Origin of the sequence: Streptomyces dryopteridis (assembly GCF_049606955.1) — a bacterium.
Lineage (GTDB): Bacteria > Actinomycetota > Actinomycetes > Streptomycetales > Streptomycetaceae > Streptomyces.
In genome coordinates, this window is sequence record NZ_CP187113.1 from 489,277 (window position 1) to 508,229 (window position 18,953).

Genomic DNA, 18,953 nt, shown 5'->3' on the forward strand with positions numbered 1-18,953 from the left:
TTCTACAACACTGTAGAGTGACGCGGGTCGAGCACCCCCATCGCACGACACGGGCGGGGTCGGACACTCTCCCCCGGAGCGATCCGACCCCGCCCGACCCACGACTACTTCGCGGCGTCCAACTCCGCCAGGGCCCGCGCCCAGCGCGGGTACTTCAGGGCGGCGAGATCGGCGACGGTCCGCACCCCGAACGCCTCCTCCAGCAGGGCGCCCTGCCGGTCGGACACCCCCTTGAGGGCGGAGACCGGCGCCGCGAGCACCTCCGCCGCGCTCTTGTCGGCCCAGCCCTTGTCGAGCACCCCACCCAGATCGATCGACGCCATCACGAACTCCTCCCCGAGAACCGCTTGTATCTACACGTCTGTAGAAGCATAGGGGCGGAATTCCGTACTCCGCTCCCGTTCCCGCGAGTTCGGCCGAAACCCCCGGCCGGCGGCCCGCCCCTCAGCCGCGTCCCGCGCCCAGGAACGCGAGCAGGTCCAGCGGGCCCGCCGCCCCGCCGGCCGCCCCGCGGTGCAGGTCGCGGACGGTGCGGGCGGCGGCCCGGGTGACGGTGTCCACGCCCGCGCGGCGTTCGAACCAGTGCCAGTCCCCGTGCGCGTTGACCTCCAGGAACACCGGCTCCCCGGCGTCGTCGAGGAAGTCGAAGGCGCCGTAGCGCAGGCCCCAGGACGCGGCCAGGGCCCGGGTCGCGGCGGCCGCGGCGGGCGGCACGGGCACCGCGCGGACCGTGACCCGCTCGGGCCGGTGCCAGATGTCCCCGGGATCGTCCTTGGTCACCTCGAAGGCGTGCAGTTCCCCGCCGGTGAGGTACACCCGGTGCTCGGTGTCGTGGTCCACGTGCTCCTGGAGCACCACCGGGGTGCCCGGGGGCAGGCCCAACGGCTCGCGCAGCCCGTCGCGGTCCGTGATCCGGGGCAGGTACCAGGCCAGCCGGCCGGGCGCGGGCTCGACCACGTGCCGGTCGAGGACCTTGAGCACGTACCGGCGCGCGGGCAGCCGGGCGGCGGCGGCCGCCGGGTCGGTGGTGACCAGCCCCCGGGGGACGCGGACGCCGAGTTCCCGGGCCCGCGCGGCCTGGGCCAGGGGTCCGGGGTCGGTGGCGCCGAGGGCCTGGGGCGCGGCGAGCGCGAGTTCACGGGCCAGCACCCCCCACGCGTCGCGGTAGGCCATCGGGCCGCCGCCGTCGCCGGTGGGGTCGGCGACGGGGGCGGCGCGGGCGGAGAAGTGCCGCAGCCACACCACGGTGGGCCGCAGGGACCGGCCGGCCAGTCGCAGGGTGCCGTCCGCCCGCCCGGGGTCGAGTTCGAGGGCGGGCAGGTCGTCGGCGTCGAGCCGGCGCACGGGCACGCCGATGCCGTGCAGCAGGGCGGTGACCTCGCGGGCCTCGCGGTCGCCGCGCCTGCCGAGGAAGAGCACGCAGGGTTCGGGCACCGGGGCTCAGCCGTGCCGGCCGGTGAACAGGGATTCCGCGACGGCGAACAGGCGCAGGGCCTTCTCGGCGCGGCGGTCGGGTCCGGTGGCGCGCAGGCGGGTGAGGAGTTCGAGGCCGATGGCGGCCTGGTCGGCGAGGAGGTCGAGGAGTTCCACGTCGGCCATCTCGCGGACCTCGTGGACCCCCCGGTCGAGGACCTCCAGGACGCCGATGCAGGCGTCGTCGCCGAACAGGGGCGCGGCCATGATGCTGTTGGGGACGTAGCCGGTGGACTCGGCGGCGTCCCCGGCGAAGTGCTTGGACTCGCGCAGGTCGTCGACGAGCATCGTCTGGCCGGAGGCCACGACCCAGCCGGCGATGCCGGTGCCGGCGGGGAAGCGGGTGCCGACGAGACGGTCGTCGCCCTCGCCGGCGACGGCCTCGAAGACGAGCTCGCCGGTGTCGGGGTCGACGAGGAAGATCGAGGAGGCGGCGGCGCCGAAGGCGTGCCGGGCGACCTCCACGATGGACCGGAGCAGACGCCGCTCGGTGGGTGTGGCGTCGTCAGCGGGCAGTGTCATGCGCACCTCCGTATCTGCCGGTCATGTTCCCGGCGCAGAGGAACAGGACCGTCTTGAGCTGGAACGGTGTGAGCCAGGGGTGCTTGCCGAGGATCAGCGCGCACAGGCCCGCGATGTGCGGGGCGGCGAAACTGTTGCCGGTGGAACGGATGGTGCCGCCGCCGGGCCAGGCCACGGGCACGCGGACGCCCCGGGCGTGGAACTCCACCGGCGGGGAGGGGTTGTAGTAGTAGGTCATCGGGTCGTCCTCGTCGTGGCTGGCGACGGAGATGACGGAGGAGAAGGACCAGGGGTAGCTGGGGACCGGCCGGTTGTGCGCGGAGACCACCAGGGCGCAGCGGCGGAAGTAGGCGCGGTCGACGAGTTCGTGGAGGCGGGCGGTGAGGGCGGGGCGGGTGGTGGCGAGGCTGAGGTTGACCACGTCGAAGCCCTCCTCCACCGCCCAGTCGAGGCCGGCGAGGAGGGCGGGTCCGCTGCCGGACTTGCCGTCGGTGAGGACCTGCACGGAGGAGATGGACGCCTCGGGGGCCAGGGAGCGGATCACGCCGGCGCAGGCGGTGCCGTGGCCCGCGCGGTCGGTGGGTTCGCAGGGCACCACCTCGACCTCGCCGGCCTCGTTCTCCACGACGGTCATGGCCCGGTCCACGGCGCCGACCAGGGGGTGGTCCCCCTGCACGCCGCTGTCGACGACGCACACCCGGACCCCGGCGCCGGTGCCGCTCCCCCAGGCCCAGTCGGGCGAGATCTCGGGCAGGGGGACGGCGGCGAACTCCTCCAGGGTCCCGGCCCGGGTCATGGCGCCCCAGGCCGGGACTCCGGGCACGAAGGCCCGGGTCGTGCGCCGCCACGGCGGGTCGGTCACGGTCGCTCCTCTCGTTCGGCGGTGTCGGTGAGCCAGGCGCGGACGGTGTCGGCGGGTCGGCCGGCCTCCTTGCGGAGGTACGCGGCCAGGGCCGCCTCGGCGGTCCGTCGGGCCCGGTCGGGGTGCCCGGCGGCGTGCAGGGCGAGGGCGGTCTCGAAGCGGACCTCGCCGACGAGGCAGGGGTCGTCGGTGCGCGTCAGGGTCTCCAGGGCCAGCTCGGCGGCGCGGACGGCGCCGGCGGTGTCGCCGGCGAGGGCGTCGACGCGGGCCCGCAGGGCGAGGCGGACGGCGCGGGTGCGGGTGTCGGCGGGGGTGTCGGGTCCGGGGTCGGCGAGGACGGCGGTCGCCCGGGGGCCGAGGGGTTCGGCGGCGCGCAGGCGTTCGCGGGTCTCGTACAGGCGCAGGGTGCCGGCGGTGCCGGCCTGGCCGAGGGCGGTGAGGGCGTCGGCGGCGGCGGCGTAGTGGCGGGCGGCCCGGGGGTGGGCGCCGGCGAGGGATTCGACGAGGCCGGCGGTCTGGTCGGCGGCGGGGCCGCCGAGGGTGAGGCCGAGGTCGACGGCGTGCCGGCGGGCCAGGTGCACGTCGGAGCGGGCGCGGGCCACGTGCCCGCTGAGGGCGAGGTGGCGGGCGCGGGTGAGGAGGACGGGCACGAGGAGGGCGCGGTCCTGGTCGAAGCGGGCCACGAGGTCCTCGCACAGGGCGACGGCGGCGCCGAGCGGGGTCGGGGACCACTGGGTGAGTTCGCAGATGGAGGCGAGGATGCGGTGTTCCTCGTAGGGGTCGCCGAGCCGGCGGGCGCGGGTGAGGGCGGCGCGCATCGCGGTCTCGGCGGCGCCCGCGCGGCCTTCGGCGAGGGCGCGCAGGGAGACGAGCTGGTGCAGTCGGCACCAGCCGAGGTCGTCGTCGGGGGCGGGCTCGGGGTCGGGGCCGGGCTCGGGGTCGCCGGAGCGCAGGGCGATGAGGCGGCGTTGGACGGCGCGGGTGTCGCGGCCGGTCGGGTCGGTGGAGCCGCGGTGGGCGCCCTCGGTGACGGCGGCGCGGGCCCGTTCCCAGCGGCCCAGGGCCGCGTGGGCGTCGGAGACGCGGACGGCGAGGACCCGGTGTTCGGGGTCGTGCTCGGGGGTGAGGTCCCGGCCGCGTTCCATGAGGGAGACGGCGGCGGGCAGGTCACGGCGGTGCAGGGCGCGCAGGCCGGTGTCCACGAGGGCGCGGGCGGCGCGGGTGGTGAGGGCGGGCAGTCGCGGGTCGGCGGGGTCGGCCTCGGCCAGCAGGCGGCGGGCCGCTTCGAGGTGGTGGACGAGGTCGTCCTCGGCGGCCGGGCCCCGGGCTCCGGCGGGGCCGGCGAGCCGGTCGGCGAGGGTGGCGTGCCAGTGGGCCCGGCGGGCCTTGGAGGTCATCTCGTAGAGGGTGTCGCGGGCCAGGGCGCGGGTGAAGCGGTAGCTGCCGGGCGGCCCGTGGGGGTGGATGACGCGGCCGGTGACGAGGCGTCGGAGGGTGGCGTCGAGGGCGGGGCCGGCCAGGGCGGGTTCGTCGTCGGCGAGGGCGCGCACGTCCTCGGCGGTGAAGGTGCCGCCGGCGCCGGCGGCCCGTTCCAGGAGGGCTCGTTCGACGGCGGGGAGCCGGTCGAGGCGGGCGGTGAGCAGGACCCGGATGGTGGTGGGGACCCCGCGGGCGGCGGGGCCCCGGTCGGCGGGGTGTTCGAGGAGGAGTTCCGCGAAGAGCGGGTTGCCCTCGGATTCGCGGACCACGCGGGCGAGTTCGGCCTCGGTGCGCACGGCGGTCGCCTCCTGCCCGGCCACGTCGGCGCTCTCGGCGCCGGCGGTGTGGGCGGCGAGGAGGGTGACGAGGTGGGCGGTGTGCGCGCGGCCGAGGGGGGCCAGGCGCAGGGTGTCGGGCGCGGCGGGGGCGTCCGGGCCGCCGGGGGGTTCGGGTCGGGGTTCGTCGCGGGCGGCGGTCAGCAGCAGCAGGGCGGTGTCGGTCTCGGCGGCGAGGTCGGCGACCGTGTCGAGGAGGGGGCCCCGGGCCCAGTGGGCGTCGTCGAGGACCAGGACGAGGGGGCCGCGCCGGCCCAGGGCGGCCAGCAGCCTGCGGAAGGCCCAGCCGGTCTCGTCGACGCTGACCGGCAGTCCCTCCTCGGGCCGCAGGTCCAGGGCGACGTCCAGGGCGGCGCGGGCGCGGGTCAGGTCGGGCGCGGCGCAGGCGGGGGTGTCCTCGGTGAGGGCGCGCAGGGCCTCGGGGGGCCCGCCGGGCAGGGTGCGGACGGCGTCGGCGAGGGGACGGTGGGCCAGGCCGGCGCCGTGCGGGCGGCAGGTGCCGCGCAGGACGGTGGTGTCGGCGAGGCGGGGGTCGGCGAGGAAGGCGCGCAGCAGGCGGGACTTGCCGATGCCGGTGGGCCCGGTGACGGCCAGCAGCCGGCCCCGGCGGCCGGTGCGCACCTCGCGCAACGCCTCGTGCAGGGCGGCGAGTTCGTGTTCGCGGCCGACGAGGGGCACGGGGTCGGGGAGCCGGTCGGCCTCGTCGGCGTCCAGGACCCGCCAGGCGGGCACGGGTTCGCGTTTGCCCTTGAGGGTCAGGGGGGCGACGGCCTCGACGCGGATCCGGGTGCCGACGAGTCGGGCGGTCTCGTCGCCGATCAGGATCTCGTGGGCGGCGGCGTGGGACTGGAGGCGGGCGGCGGTGTTGACCACGTCGCCGACGACGCGGGCGGCGCCGCCGAGGGCCCCGGCGACGACGGCCTCGCCGCTGGCGATCCCGCAGTGCGTGTCCAGGCGCACGGGGCCGGTGTCGAGGGCGGCGACGGCGTCCCGCAGGGCGCAGGCCGCGCGGACCGCGCGCAGGGCGTCGTCCTCGTGGGCGGCGAAGGCCCCGAAGACGGCCATGACGGCGTCGCCGATGAACTTCTCGACCACCCCGCCGGCCTCGGTGACGGCGGTGGTGCAGGCCGTGTAGTAGCGGTCCATGGTGCGCCGCAGGGCCTCGGGGTCGTGGGTCTCGGCGAGGGCGGTGGAGCCGACGAGGTCGACGAAGAGGGCGGTGACGATCCTGCGGCTGTCCGAGGCGGGCGCCCCCGCGACGAGCGGGGTGCCGCACTCGGGACAGAACCGGGCTCCCGGCGGCACCGTCGCACGACAACCACCGCACCGGGGCGTCTCGTTCACAGGAGTTTGAGGTCCTGACCCTCCACGTCTCCGGCGGCCGCGTCGAGGCGGCCCTTGACCGAGTTGAGGACCTGGACCTCCATCTCGCTCAACTCGGACAGGACGGTGCGCTGTTCGGAGGCCAGCAGGTCCACGGGGTGGCCTGCCTCGCGCAGGGCGCGCAGGGCGTCGAAGGTCATGACTACCGGGACCTCGTTTCCGTAGGGGGGCCAGTCGAACGGGACGCCGACCGGTCCGATGGAGCCGTCCGCGACCTCCCACCGGTCCCGGTTCCGCTCGGGGGCGGCGGGCAGCGGCGGCCAGGTGCCCTGGACGAGGGCGCCCTGGGCGTAGAGTCGCGCGATCATTTCCGTGCGGTTGGCGGCGCCCGTCCTCCGAAGCATGTTGCACAAATGCGCCGCCACCGTGTGCGGGCTTATGCAGAGATCCTTGGCGATGCGCCGGTTCGAGGAACCGGCGGCCACGAGCGATGCGATCCGAATCTCGCGTCGGGTCAAATCGCTTGCGCTTGGTGCGGCGTTCGAAGCGTGGACCTGCACGCGTAATTCGTCACCCACGGCAGTCAGAGTAGCCCCGGGCAAGGATCCGGACAAGAAGTCGATTTACATGAAAGGACCCTGACCAATTCCGGTCATCGCGCCGCCCCCTCTGCCCCGGTTCCGGTCCTTTCGGGTGACCGGATCCGGCCGCTCCGGCGTGCGCGGGGGCACGGCGGCCGCGGATCGCGGCGCCCCGCGCACCGCCGTCCGCCCCCGCGGGCCGCGGCTCGCCCCGACCCGGTCGAGGCATAGTCGATTGAGGGATAGGAAGGGGGTTCCGCCCGGAGCAGCCTTGCGGGGTGCACCAACCGGTGATGCAGTCCCCCTCTCCCAAGGAGTGACGTATGTCCGAGCCCCTGGAAGCCCTGCGCCGCGCCGGCACCCCCGTGGACCTGCTGTCCGAGTCCGAGCGTGAGGTGTTCTCCTCCCTGACCCCGGACGAGGTGGCCGTCCTCGGTTCGATCCAGGCCCGGCTGAGCGCCGTCTCCGCGGCCGTCGAGGGCCAGGTGGCGGACTCGAACACCAACGTCGTCTGCTGATCGAGCCCCGCGTGCGCGCGTCCGGTCCGGCGGCCCGCCCGGGTCCGCCGGACCGGACGCCGGCGCGCGCGGGCACCGCCGGACCCGAAGATCAGCGACACGCGCAGCGAGAAGGGCCGTCGATGGACCGAGTCAGCAGGTACCTGGTGCTCAGCGAGCGCGAGTACGCCGACGACACCGGCGTACGGGTGCGCCTGGCGTACAGCACGCGCACCGCGCGCGTGGTCGCCGTGGACCCCGCCGCCGCGCGCGCCCTGGCCGCCGGCGACCCGAGCGCGCTGGCCCCCGCGTGGACGGCCCCGCTGCGCGCCGCCGAACTCCTCGTGCCGGCCGGGCAGGACGAGCTGACGGCCGTCCTCGACCGCAACCGGCGGGCCTCCGCCGACCGCTCGGCCGTGCACATCGCCCTGCTGCCCACCTCCTACTGCAACATGGGCTGCGCCTACTGCGGGCAGGAGCACACCCGCGGCGGGCTCACCGCGAACCACCGCGACCGGATCCGGGACCGGGTGCTGCGCGCCATCGCCGCCCCCGCCACCCGCGCCGCGCGCGTGGACTGGTTCGGGGCCGAACCGCTGATGGGCTACGCCGTCATCCGCGACCTCGCGCCCCGGTTCGTGGCCGCCGCCGAGGAGCGGGGGGTCGCCTGGTCCTCGGTCCTGGTCACCAACGGCTCGCTGCTCACCCGCCGGAAACTCGACGTGCTGCTGCGCGACTGCCGGGTCACCCAATTCGAGATCACCCTGGACGGGCCGCCGGAGATTCACGACGCGCACCGCCCGCTGAAAAGCGGCGGGGGCTCGTTCTGGAAAATCGTGCGGACCGTCCGCGAGGTTCTCGACGACCCCGCCTCGCGCTCCGCGCATTTCACGTTCCGCACGAATGTGGACACCCACAACCAGGAGCACGTGCCCCGCTATCTGGAACTGATGGCCGAGCTGGGATTCGCCCGCCCGAACGTGTCCTTCTCGATCGTCCCGGTGCACTCCTGGGGCAACGACGTCTCCGCGATCGAGGTGACCCGGGCCGCGTTCGCCGAGCGGGAGCTGGGCTGGTTCCGGTTGCTGCTGCGGCACGGGCTGGGCGTGCACGTGCTGCCGAACCAGGTCAAGAAGGTGGTGTGCCCGGCCACCACCCGGTCCTCGGAGATCGTCAGCGGCACCGGCAACGTCTTCTCGTGCAGCGAGCACCCGCTGGTGCCCGAGGCCGAACGGGACCTGCCGCTGGTGCACATCGAGCGCGCCGGACCGGAGGTCCTGCGCCCGGTGGGGCCCTACGACGACTGGAACGACACGATCGAACGCGGCGGGGTCGGCTGCACGGGCTGCGTGTTCCTGCCCACCTGCGGGGGCTCCTGCCCCAAGGCGTGGGAGGAGGGCCACCCGCCCTGCCCCAGCTACAAGTTCAACGTGCAGGGCCGGCTGGACCTGATCGCGGCGCGCGGGGGCCTGACCCCCACCGGCGGGCCGCTCGCGGTGCCCGCCGGGACCCCCTCGTGACGGGCGGGCCGCGCCGGCTGCTGTTGGGCGTGTGCGGCTCGGGCAACGTGCTGGCCCTGCCGCAGTACCTGATGGCGCTGCGGCTGGAACTGGGCGCGGCCTTCGAGCCCCGGGTGGTGATGACCCGAGCGGCCACCGGAATCCTGCCGCTCGCCACGATGCGGCTGTTGTGCCCGGACGTGTACACCGACGGCGAGGACGAGTTGACGGTGGGGCACGTGGCGCTGGCCGCGTGGGCCGAACGCGTGGTGGTGCTGCCCGCGACCGCCAACACCCTGGGGCAGGCGGCGCAGGGCCTGGGGGCGGGGCTGTTGGCCTCGACCCTGCTCGCGCACGAGAACCCGGTGCTGTTCTTCCCGAGCATGAACCGGCGCATGTGGGAGCGGCCTCCGGTGCGCCGGAACGTGGCCCGGCTGCGGGCCGACGGACACGCCGTGATCGACCCGGTGGACGCGCCGGCCTGGCAGATCTCCACCCGTGACCTGCGGCCCAATCTGGGGCTGCCGCCGCCGAAGACGGTGGTCGCGGTGATCGACGAGTTCCTGCGGGCGCCGGTCGGCCCGGTGGGCGGATGAGCGGCACGAGCACACGAGGACGGGAGGGGACGTGACGGGACCCGGGGGCCGGCGGTGGGCGGGCGCGCTCACCGGCGGGCCGATGGCGGTGCGCGGGTTCCGGCTGCTGCTGGCCGGTCAACTCTCCTCCACCGTAGGCGACTTCTGCTACGCGGTGGCGCTGCCCTGGCTGATCCTGTCGGGAGACGGCGGGCCGGTGCTGCTCGGCACGGTGCTGGCCTGCTACGGCATCCCCCGGGTGGTGACCATTCCGCTGGGCGGGGTGATCGCGGACCGGTTCGGGGGCCGGCGGGTGATGCTGGTGGCCGACGTGGTGCGGGCGGTCGCGGTGGGTCTGCTGGCCGCGCTCACCCTGACGGGCACCCCGACCCTGGCGCAGCTCGCGCCGATCGCGGTGGTCCTCGGCTCCTGCTCCGGGGTGTTCGTGCCCGCCTCGTACACGCTGCTGCCGGCGTTGCTGCCCAAGGAGGACCTGGGGCGGGGCAACGCGCTGTCCACGATGGTCAACCAGGCCGGCGGGCTGCTCGGCCCGACCCTGGGCGGGGCCCTGGTGGCGGGGGTCGGGGCGGGCTGGGCGCTGGTGGTGGACGCCGTGTCCTTCCTGGTGTCGGCGGTGGTGCTGGCGCGGATCCGGACCCGGGCGGAGGCGCCGCGGGAGTCGGGGCCGGCCGGCGGGGCGGAGGAGCCGGCCCCGGCGGGGCCGACGTTCCGGGAGCTGTTGCGCCGGGGGCGGCTGCTGCACGTGGTGCTCGTGGTGGCCCTGGTGTGCAATCTCGCGTTCAACGGGACCATCGAGGTGGCCCTGCCCGCGCTGGCCCGGCAGGGGATGGGGGCCACCGGGTACGGCGTGCTGCTGACCTGTCTGAGCCTGGGCGGGCTGGCCGGTTCGCTGGTGGCGGCCCGGAGCCGGCCGGTGGACTCGCCCGCCTACCTGTTCGCGGGGCTCGCGGTGGTGATGGGCGTGGCCCTGGGCGCCGTGCCGTACGCCGGGGGGCTGGTGGGGGCGGCGGTGTGCGTGTGCGTGTACGCGGTGGCGAGCGGCTGGCAGAACATCGTCGTGGTCACCATGCTCCAGGTGTGGACCCCGCCGGCGTTGATCGGGCGGGTGATGAGCCTGGTGATGCTGGCGGTGATGGGAACCTTCCCGATCTCGGTGGCCGTGGCCGGGTTCGGGGTGCGCCGGTTGGGCGCGGAGCCCTTCTTCCCGGTCGCGGGCGCGGCGATCGCGCTGGCGGTGCTGGGGGCGTTGACGCAGAAGGCGTTCCGGGGGCACCGGGCCGGCACCGAGTACGCCTCCCCCGCGCCGGTGCCGGTCCCGGCCGTCGGCCTGGACCCTCACGAGGACACCCGCGCGGATCCGCGCGAGGACATCCGTCAGGACAGCAGTCAGGAGTCGCCGCGATGAGCGTGTTCGTTCCGTTGGGCCTGCCGCCGAGGACCGTGCGGGGCCGGGAGCCGGGGCGGGGCGTCCGGGATGCCTCGTACCTGCTGGTCAACCCGCCGATCACCGATCCGACCTCGCCCTACCACTCCATCCCGTACCTGGTGGGGGCGGCGCGGGAGGCCGGGCACGGGGTGTACGGCTGTGTGGACGCCAATCTGGACGCCTTCGAGTACCTCGCGGACCCGGCGAGGTTCGGCGCGGCCCTGGAGCGGGCGCGGGCGCTGCGCGCGGAGGTCGAGGCGCGGGCCGGGGCGCCGCTGCGGCACGACGAGATCCGCTACCGGCAGGCCCTGGCGGCGGAGGGGTTGACGGCTCACTCGGCGCGGGACGCGATCGGGGTGTTCAAGGATCCGGAGCTGTTCTACCACCCGCCGACGTACGCGCAGGCGGTGGCGGTGATGAGCCGGTGGTGGGAGCTGTTGGCGCTGGAGATGCCGGTGGGGGTGGCGGACGGGTTCTCGATGCGGGCGAAGTCCACGGTCAACCTGTGCAGCACGGCCGACCTCGCGGACCCGGAGGTGGTGGCCGCCGTGGCGGGCCCCTTCGAGGAGTACTTCGCGCGGGAGTTCCTGCCCCGGTTGCGGGAGCGGTCGTGGGCGGTGGTGGGCCTGTCGGTGAACTACACCAGTCAGTTGCCGGTGGCGCTGCGGATGGCGCGGCTGGTGCGGGAGGCGTTGCCGGAGACGGTGATCGTGTTCGGGGGCACCGAGACGGGTGACGTGGTGAAGTACGCGGCGGATCCGGCGGCGCCCTGGCGGGTGTTCGCGGACGCCGACCTGATCGTGCCGGGCGAGGGCGAGACGGCGCTGATCGGGATCCTGGACGCGGTGGCGGCGGGCGCGAGCCGACAGGATGCGGCCTTCGACGCGGTGGGCGGGGTGATGACGCGGACCCGGCCGGCGCCGGAGATCGCGTACGGCAGCGTGGCCTCGCTCGCGGGTCCGGCGTACGACGTGTGGGAGTGGGAGCGGTACTGGGCGCCGGAGCCGGTGATCCTCTACAGCCCGACCCGGGGCTGCTACTGGAACAAGTGCACGTTCTGCGACTACGGCCTCAACACCGACCGGCCCACCTCGCCCTCGCGGGAGCGTCCGGTGGCGGCCGTGCTGGAGGACCTGCGGGCGGCGGCGAAGCACGGGCGAACGGTGTACTTCGCGGTGGACGCGATGTCCCCGCGCTACCTACGGACGCTGGCGGCGGCCCTCGCCGACTCGGGGCTGGACCTGCGCTGGTCGGCGGAGCTGCGGTTGGAGCGGACCTTCCCGGAGCGTTCGGTGGGCGAGCTGCTGTCGGCCTCGGGGTGCGTGGCGGTGTCCTTCGGCTACGAGTCGGGCACCCAGCGGGTGCTGGACCTGATCGACAAGGGGGTGCGGATCGGGTCGGTGCCGGAGGTGCTGGCCGAGCTGGCCCGCAACGGGATCGCGGCCCAGATGATGGGCTTCACCGGCTTCCCCACCGAGACGGAGGCCGAGGCGCGGGCCACGTACGAGTTCCTCCAGGACCACGAGAAGCTGTGGACGACGGCCGGCATCGGGGTGTTCTCGCTGACGCCCGGGTCGATCGTCGCGAAGGACCCGGAGCGGTTCGGGGTGGAGCTGTTGCCGCAGTCGGTCTCCGACGACATCCGCAGGTACGTGCCCTGGCGGGACCGGGCCACCGGCGAGGTGCACTGGCCGGAGCCGACGGATCCGCGGATCCCGCAGGAGTACGTGGCGAGCACCCGCAAGACCACCTTCGACCGGCCCTTCGTGGGCGGCATCGACTCAGCGCACAGTCTCCTCTACTACGCGCGTTTCGGTCGGGGGCTGATGCCGGAGCGGGCCGGGGACGGTCCGGCGCGGGAGGAGGAGCCGCGGGTGCGGCTGGTCGAGGAGCCGGTGGTGACGGTGCCGTTCGCGTCGGCGCGGGCGCTGACGGGGGTGCCGGAGCTGATGGCCGAGGTGAGCCGGCGCAGCAAGGGGCACCTGGACACGACCTCGGCGGCGTTCGGCGACTGGCTGGCGGCGCCGGGGGCCTCGACCCCCGGGGCCACGTCGGTGCTGGTGCTGGCGCACGGGGAGCTGGTGGAGCTGCCCCCGGGGGTGGACTTCACGGCGGACACCCCGCTGACCCGGGCGCTGCGACTGATGCTGACGACGCAGGCCCGCGTCTGAGGACCGGGCCGCCGAGCGCGCGGGGCCGCCCACGGAGGTGTCCGTGGGCGGCCCCGCGCGCGTTCGGTGGTGCGGCCGGCTCAGACCGGTTCGGGCTGGGCGGTGCGGCGCGGGCCGGGCACGTCGGCGACGCCCGGGGCGGCCCCGGGGCCCGCGTCCGTTCCGGTGCCCGGGTCCTCCGCGCGGGCCCAGGCGCGGGTGACGAGCGTGTAGTGCGCGATCACGGAGGCCGTGGCCAGCACCATCAGCGGCCCGAACACCCAGGGCAGGCCGGCCATCGTGGCGCCCAGGAAGCGGTAGGCGAGCAGCAGGGCCGTGAAGACGACCGTGCCATGGACGACGAGCCGGATGCCGGCGCGGGTCCAGCCGCGGTCGTGGGCGCGCAGTCCGGCCTCGATGGTGAGGGTGAAGACCACGCCGGCGATGATGTCGGCGCCGTAGTGATAGCCGAAGCCGAGGGTCGCGCCGAGGGTGGCGACCAGCCAGAACGCGCCGGCGAACCGCAGCAGGCGGGGGCCCTTGCGGGAGTGGACGAAGATCGCGGTGGACCAGGCGGTGTGCAGGCTGGGCATGCAGTTGCGCGGGGTGAACTCGTCGAAGGGCATGTGCTGCGGGTTGAGATACGGCGGCGGCGTGTGCGGCCAGAGGTTGGCGACGGCCCACTGTCCGCCGTCGGCCCCGTAGGCGAAGATCGGCCCGACCACCGGGTAGATCATGTAGATGCCGGGGCCGAGCAGCCCGATGACGAGGAAGGTCCGCACGAGGTGGTGCGTGGGGAAGCGGCGGTCACGGGCCACGTGCCGCAGCTGGTACAGGGCCACGGCCACGGCGGCGACCGCGAGCTGCACGTACACCCAGTCCAGCACGTGCGCGGCGACCGGCCCGCCGGCCTGGACCAGCCGGCCCATGGCCCACCCGGGGTCGCCCAGCGCGCGGTCGGCGGCGGCGATGTACTGGTCGAGCACCTCGGGGCGGGTCTTGGAGGTGATGAACAGCCAGGTGTAGCCGGTCTTGCGGCCGGTCACGAGCAGCAGGCCGAGGCCGACGCCCTTGAGGAGCAGGGCGCGTTCGCGGCCGGTGCGCCGGACCAGGGCGAAGACCCCGAGTCCGAGGGTGACCCACAGGGCGCCGTTGCCGAACATCATCTGGGCGCCGACCAGGGCCCGGACCCCCCAGAACACGAGGTCGATGCCGATGGCCGCGCCGATCGCGAGGAACCGCTGTCGCCAGGTCAGCACCACGAGGGTGAGCGCCATGGCGGCGTACAGCAGCGGACCCGACTGGGGGGCGAAGATCACCTCCCGGGCCTGGACGGTGATCGGACCCGGCACCTCGTAGTGGCGGGCGATGACCTCCAGGGCGATCAGGAAGCCGAGCCCCACCGCGGCCACGCCGCCCCACAGGAGCCGTGAGCGACGGGTCGGGGAGGGGCCGGCGCCGTCGCCGGGCCGCGTGCGCGGTCGCGATATCGTTGATGTCAATTTTCTGCCGTTTTGTTGTATATAAAGGCAATCTCCGTAAGACCGAACATATTATCGGAGTGAACAGAGGGCATCGTGCGGTCGGGGGGCCTTCCGGCGGGAGCGACCGCCCCGCCCCCGAGGGCGCGCCGGGTGAGGGGTTCCTTCCGGGGGTCGGATACGGCCGACCCGGACCACCGGAACCCCCGCGTCCGGCACCGGAACACGCACCGGACCCCCGCACCGACCCCCGCCACCCGCGCGCCGACCCACGCGCGCCCCGCGCGAACCGACCGTGACCGACGCCACGTCCGCCCCGGGCCGCCCGCCCACCGGCCAATGCCCTCGGCGCACCCCGCTCCGGCCCCTCGGTACACGCGAAACCCACGGGATTCGAAAATGTCCGGAAAACCTCGGGGCCCACCCGTCTCCCCCGGTGCTCCGTTGAGCGGCGTCGACCTGCGACCCATACTGCGCGCACCGGCCCCGCACACCGGGCCCTCGTTCCTCGACTCGATCCCCTGGGGGAGACTTGCGCGAACGCACACGCCGGTTACGCGTCACGGGCTTGGCGGCCACGGCCGCCGCCGCGGCCCTGACCGCGGGCATGATCGGCCCCGCCCACGCCCTCGGCCCACGCCCCACCACCCCGGCCACCGCGTCCGACACCGGGCCCGCGCGGACCGCGAACACCGGACGGGCCCAACGGGTCCTCCTCGTCACCGGCGACCGGGTCACCGTCGCCGCCGACGGCCGCGTCCTGCGCTTCGAGCCCGCCAAGGGCCGCGAGAAGATCCCCGTGCGGATCGAACGGACCGCCGGCCGGACCCTCGTGACCCCCGCCGACGCCCGCGCCCTGATCACCGCCGGCACCCTCGACGAGCGCCTCTTCGACGTGGCCGGCCTCGCCGACCCGAAGCTACGGGCGCGCCACGGCGACGGGCTGCGGCTGATCGTCCGCTACGACGGCCCCGCCCGCGCGGCCCGCGCCGCCCTGCGCACCACCGGCGCCCGCGTCGAGCGCGCCCTGCCCGGCATCGACGCCGAGGCCCTCGGCCTCACCCCGGCCGCCGGCGCCGCGCTCTGGGAGGCCCTCACCGACCCCGCCAGCGGCGCCACCCGCTCCGCCGCCCCCGGCATCGCCCGGATCTGGCTCGACGGCGTCCGCCGGGCGAGCCTCGACAAGAGCACCCGTCAGATCGGCGCCGACAAGGCATGGCAGGCCGGGTTCGACGGGGCGGGCACGAAGATCGCCGTCCTCGACACCGGCGTCGACAAGACCCACCCCGACCTCAAGGACCGCGTCCTGGCGGAGGAGAACTTCTCCACCTCCCCCGACGCCGTCGACCGCTACGGGCACGGCACCCACGTCGCCTCCATCGCCGCCGGCTCCGGCGCCGCGTCCGGCGGCACCTACCGGGGCGTGGCACCCGGTGCGAAGCTGCTCAGCGGCAAGGTCCTCGACGACGATGGCTACGGCGACGACTCCGGCATCATCGCCGGCATGGAATGGGCCGCCGCCCAAGGCGCCGACGTGGTCAACCTCAGCCTCGGCGGCCGGGACACCCCCGGCGCCGACCCGCTGGAGACGGCCGTGAACACGCTGACCGCCGAGAAGGGCGTCCTCTTCGCCATCGCGGCCGGCAACGAGGGCGGCGATGCCACGGTCGGCTCCCCCGGCACCGCGGACGCCGCCCTCACCGTCGGCGCCGTCGACTCCGAGGACCGCCTCGCGCCCTTCTCCAGCCGGGGCCCCCGGCCCGAGGACGGCGCCGTCAAACCCGACCTGACCGCCCCCGGCGTGGACATCGCGGCGGCCGCCGCCCCCGGCAGCGTCATCGACACCGACCCCTCCGTCCCCCACCCCGCCCCCGGCTATCTGCGCATCAGCGGCACCTCCATGGCCACCCCGCACGTCGCGGGCGCCGCCGCGATCCTCAAGCAGCGGTTCCCGGCCTGGAAGCCCGCCGACCTCAAGGGCGCGCTGACCGCGTCCACGAAGCCCGGCGCCGGCTCCGTCTACGCCCAGGGCACCGGGCGCGTCCAGGTCGACAAGGCCCTCGGGCAGTCCGTCGTCGCCGACCGCCCGTCGGTCTTCCTCGGCACCCAGACCTGGCCGCACGAGGACGATGAGCCGCTCACCGGCAAGGTCGGCTACCGCAACCTCGGCGACACCGACGTCACCCTCGACCTGACCGTCGCGGGCACCGACGCCCAGGGCCGCCCCACCCCGACCGGCCTCTTCACCCTCGGCGCGACCAGGGTGACCGTGCCCGCCGGCGGCACCGCCGAGGTCGACCTCACCGCCGACACCCGGCTCGGCACCGCCGACGGCGTGTACTCCGCCCACGTCACCGCCACCGGCGGCGGCCAGAGCGTCCGCTCGGGCGCGGCCGTCGACCGCGAGGTCGAGTCCTACGACCTCACCGTCAAGACCCTCGACCGCCGGGGCGAACCCACCGACGTCTACGCGCACAGCCTCTCCGGGCTCTCCGGCGCCGCCGAGAACGTCCGCCTGAGCATCGACGGCGGGAACGGCACCCGGACCGTCCGCGTCCCCAAGGGCTCCTACTCCCTGGACGGGGCCGTCTTCCAGGACCCGGCCGACGGCGTCGAGGCCGGCATCGACTGGCTGGTCCGCCCCCGACTGGAGATCAACGGGCCCACCACCGTCGTCCAGGACGCCCGCACCGCCAAGCCCGTGGAACTCACCGTCCCCGGCCTGAAGAACCCCGACCTCGCCGTGCCCCTGTACGAACGGCGCACCGCGAACGGCTCCATGGGCTCCGGCTGGCTCCTGACGGACGGCCTCGCCGGCTTCCGCACCGCCCACGCCGGCCCCGAGGTCACCGACGGCTCCGTCCTCCAGTCCTGGAACGCGACCTTCCTCAAGGACCCCCGGACCCAGTACTCCCTCTCCTTCGGCGGCACGGTCCGCAGGCTCGCCACCGGCTGGGTCAAACACGTCCGGGCCCGGGACCTGGCCACCGTGGAGGTCGCTCTCGGCGCGTCCGTCGCCGACCGCACGGTCTACGCCGACCTGATGCCCGGCCTCCCCGGCTCCGCCCTCGGCGGCTTCAGCCTCTCCGCTCCCCAACCCGCCCTCGGCACCCGCACCTTCCTCGTCTCCACCGCCGACGGCGTCACCTGGCGCCAGTACGCCGAACAGTGGGGCGCGCCCGACGCCCAAGGCCGACCCACCGTCGAGACCGCGCACATCTCGCTCGGCTCCGACCGCTACGCCCCGGGCCGCACCCACCGCGAACGGGTGGGCACCGGCGTCTTCGGCCCGGTCCTGGCCGAGGGCACCGGCATCCTCCGCACCGCGCCCGACCCGGACACCGGCGAGCAGTCCCTTCTCGGCGTCGTCCCCCTGTTCGGCGACGGCGACGGCCGCGCCGGCTCGGTCGCTGGTGCCAAGGCCCGCACCATCCTGTACCGCGACGGGGTCAAGGTCGCCGAGAACGACGACCCGCTGACCGGCGCCGTCCCGATCCCGGTCACCTCACAGGACGCGGCCTACCGCCTGACCACCTCGGTCGAGTACCCGAGCACGACCACCGCCGTCTCCACCCGCGTCGAGACCGGATTCTCGTTCCGCTCGAAGCGGGTCTCCGAACTCACGACACTGCCGGCCTCCACCGTCCGCTTCGCGGCCCCGCTCGACCTCCGCTCCCGCGCCGAGGCCGACCGCCGGCTCCGCATCCCGGTCACGGTCCAGGGCTCGGCCGCCAGCCGCAACCTCAAGTCCCTCCGCGTCCAGGTCAGTCACGACGCCGGCAGGACCTGGAAGTCCGTCCCGGTGATCGACGGCCACATCACGGTCCACAACCCGCCGAAGGGCAAGGGCATCTCGCTGCGCGCCGAGATCACCGACAAACAGCACAACACCTCGACCCTGACCCTCCACAACGCCTACCTCACGAAGTAACCGCCCCCGAACACCCCCGCCCCCGGCCTCCACGAAGGAGCCCGGGGGCGGGGGTGTCGCGCGAACGCGCGAGAAAACCGAAAAGCCCGCAACGAATGAATTCGTTGCGGGCTCCGACCTGCGTTGTCACGCTGGTCGGGACGACAGGATTTGAACCTGCGACCCCTTGACCCCCAGTCAAGTGCGCTACCAAGCTGCGCCACGTCCCGGTGCTCGTTCACCTGGGCTTTTCTTCCCGGGCGGCCGTGCATGAAGAACATTACCGTACGTCGAGGGGTGCGTGTGCACCCCTCGTGGACGGAGGGTGTGGGCGATGGGTGAGCGGGATCGGGACGCGGCGGGGCGGGCGCGGAGCGCGCGGCCTCGGGACGGGCTGGGGCGGCCGTTGCCGTACGGGGCCGAGGGTGTGGCGCGGCAGCCGGAGGGGGTGGTGCGGACGCCGGAGGGGACGTTGCGGGAGGCCCGCCGGTTGTTGGCGGCGGGGATGCCGTTCCACGCGCACGAGGTGTTCGAGGACGCGTGGAAGTCGGGGCCACCGGAGGCCGCCGGGTTGTGGCAGGGGCTGGCGCAGGTCGCGGTGGGGCTGACGCACGCGGCCCGGGGGAACGCGGTGGGCGGGGCGCGGCTGCTGCGGCGGGGGGCCGCGCGGGTGGCGGGGGCCTCGGGGCCCCGGCACGGGGTGGACGTGGCGGCCGTCGCGCGGTGGGCGCGGGCGCTGGCGGACCGGGTGGAGGCGGAGCCGGGGCGGGCGGTGGATCCCGTGCGGGAGGTGCCGCCGCTGCCCGGCGGCTGAGGCCG

The 18,953-nt window shown here is 75.0% G+C and carries 14 protein-coding genes, 1 tRNA gene and 1 pseudogene; 7 read left to right on the plus strand and 9 right to left on the minus strand.

Features of this window, described 5'->3' with window-relative positions; translation table 11 throughout:
- Positions 1-104 precede the first annotated feature (104 nt).
- The 7 genes and pseudogenes from ACN20G_RS01910 to ACN20G_RS01940 form a co-directional block, all read right to left on the minus strand.
- A complete protein-coding gene (locus ACN20G_RS01910; protein ID WP_424210941.1) occupies positions 105-323 on the minus strand; it encodes a hypothetical protein in 219 nt (72 codons plus the stop codon).
- Positions 324-444: 121 nt separating this feature from the next.
- Entirely contained in the window at positions 445-1,434 is a 990-nt protein-coding gene (locus ACN20G_RS01915; protein WP_424210942.1) for a hypothetical protein, read from the minus strand.
- A 6-nt stretch (positions 1,435-1,440) separates the two neighbouring features.
- Positions 1,441-1,995, minus strand: a complete 555-nt coding sequence (locus ACN20G_RS01920; RefSeq protein ID WP_424210943.1) for a GAF domain-containing protein — start codon at positions 1,993-1,995, stop codon at positions 1,441-1,443.
- Positions 1,979-2,857 carry a S8 family serine peptidase gene (locus tag ACN20G_RS01925; protein ID WP_424210944.1) on the minus strand — a complete coding sequence of 293 codons (879 nt, stop codon included), beginning with the start codon at positions 2,855-2,857 and terminating at the stop codon, positions 1,979-1,981. Before ACN20G_RS01925 ends, ACN20G_RS01920 begins: the two co-directional genes overlap by 17 nt.
- On the minus strand, positions 2,854-5,976 hold the full coding sequence (locus tag ACN20G_RS01930) for an AAA family ATPase (protein ID WP_424210945.1): 3,123 nt from the start codon (positions 5,974-5,976) through the stop codon (positions 2,854-2,856). The genes ACN20G_RS01925 and ACN20G_RS01930 overlap by 4 nt, the downstream gene beginning before the upstream one ends.
- 35 nt (positions 5,977-6,011) lie before the next feature.
- Positions 6,012-6,362 carry an aroma-sacti cluster domain-containing protein gene (locus tag ACN20G_RS01935; RefSeq protein ID WP_424215330.1) on the minus strand — a complete coding sequence of 117 codons (351 nt, stop codon included), beginning with the start codon at positions 6,360-6,362 and terminating at the stop codon, positions 6,012-6,014.
- Between the two features lie 6 nt (positions 6,363-6,368).
- Positions 6,369-6,572, minus strand: a pseudogene (locus ACN20G_RS01940) (response regulator transcription factor); the annotation flags it as partial.
- Between the two features lie 326 nt (positions 6,573-6,898).
- On the opposite strand from ACN20G_RS01940, the gene ACN20G_RS01945 reads away from it, so the two are divergent.
- From ACN20G_RS01945 to ACN20G_RS01965, 5 genes are all read left to right on the plus strand, one after another.
- Positions 6,899-7,093, plus strand: a complete 195-nt coding sequence (locus tag ACN20G_RS01945) for an aroma-sacti cluster domain-containing protein (RefSeq protein WP_424210946.1) — start codon at positions 6,899-6,901, stop codon at positions 7,091-7,093.
- Between the two features lie 122 nt (positions 7,094-7,215).
- Positions 7,216-8,592, plus strand: a complete 1,377-nt coding sequence (locus ACN20G_RS01950; protein WP_424210947.1) for a radical SAM protein — start codon at positions 7,216-7,218, stop codon at positions 8,590-8,592.
- Positions 8,589-9,167, plus strand: coding sequence for a flavoprotein (locus ACN20G_RS01955; RefSeq protein WP_424210948.1), 579 nt, complete (start codon positions 8,589-8,591; stop codon positions 9,165-9,167). Before ACN20G_RS01950 ends, ACN20G_RS01955 begins: the two co-directional genes overlap by 4 nt.
- 31 nt (positions 9,168-9,198) lie before the next feature.
- Positions 9,199-10,572 carry an MFS transporter gene (locus ACN20G_RS01960; RefSeq protein WP_424210949.1) on the plus strand — a complete coding sequence of 458 codons (1,374 nt, stop codon included), beginning with the start codon at positions 9,199-9,201 and terminating at the stop codon, positions 10,570-10,572.
- Positions 10,569-12,764: a B12-binding domain-containing radical SAM protein gene (locus tag ACN20G_RS01965; RefSeq protein WP_424210950.1), complete on the plus strand. Its 2,196-nt coding sequence runs from the start codon at positions 10,569-10,571 to the stop codon at positions 12,762-12,764. Before ACN20G_RS01960 ends, ACN20G_RS01965 begins: the two co-directional genes overlap by 4 nt.
- Before the next feature lie 80 nt (positions 12,765-12,844).
- On the opposite strand, the gene ACN20G_RS01970 is transcribed toward ACN20G_RS01965, so the two are convergent.
- Complete coding sequence (locus ACN20G_RS01970) at positions 12,845-14,155, minus strand: phosphatase PAP2 family protein (RefSeq protein WP_424210951.1); 1,311 nt, start codon at positions 14,153-14,155, stop codon at positions 12,845-12,847.
- A gap of 601 nt (positions 14,156-14,756) precedes the next feature.
- Here ACN20G_RS01970 and ACN20G_RS01975 point away from each other — a divergent pair.
- On the plus strand, positions 14,757-18,155 hold the full coding sequence (locus tag ACN20G_RS01975) for a S8 family peptidase (protein ID WP_424210952.1): 3,399 nt from the start codon (positions 14,757-14,759) through the stop codon (positions 18,153-18,155).
- A gap of 132 nt (positions 18,156-18,287) precedes the next feature.
- Here the strand turns inward: ACN20G_RS01975 and ACN20G_RS01980 are convergent.
- Positions 18,288-18,364 (minus strand) — tRNA-Pro (locus ACN20G_RS01980).
- Positions 18,365-18,468: 104 nt separating this feature from the next.
- Between ACN20G_RS01980 and ACN20G_RS01985 the strand changes: the two genes are divergently transcribed.
- Complete coding sequence (locus ACN20G_RS01985) at positions 18,469-18,948, plus strand: DUF309 domain-containing protein (RefSeq protein WP_424210953.1); 480 nt, start codon at positions 18,469-18,471, stop codon at positions 18,946-18,948.
- Positions 18,949-18,953 lie beyond the last annotated feature (5 nt).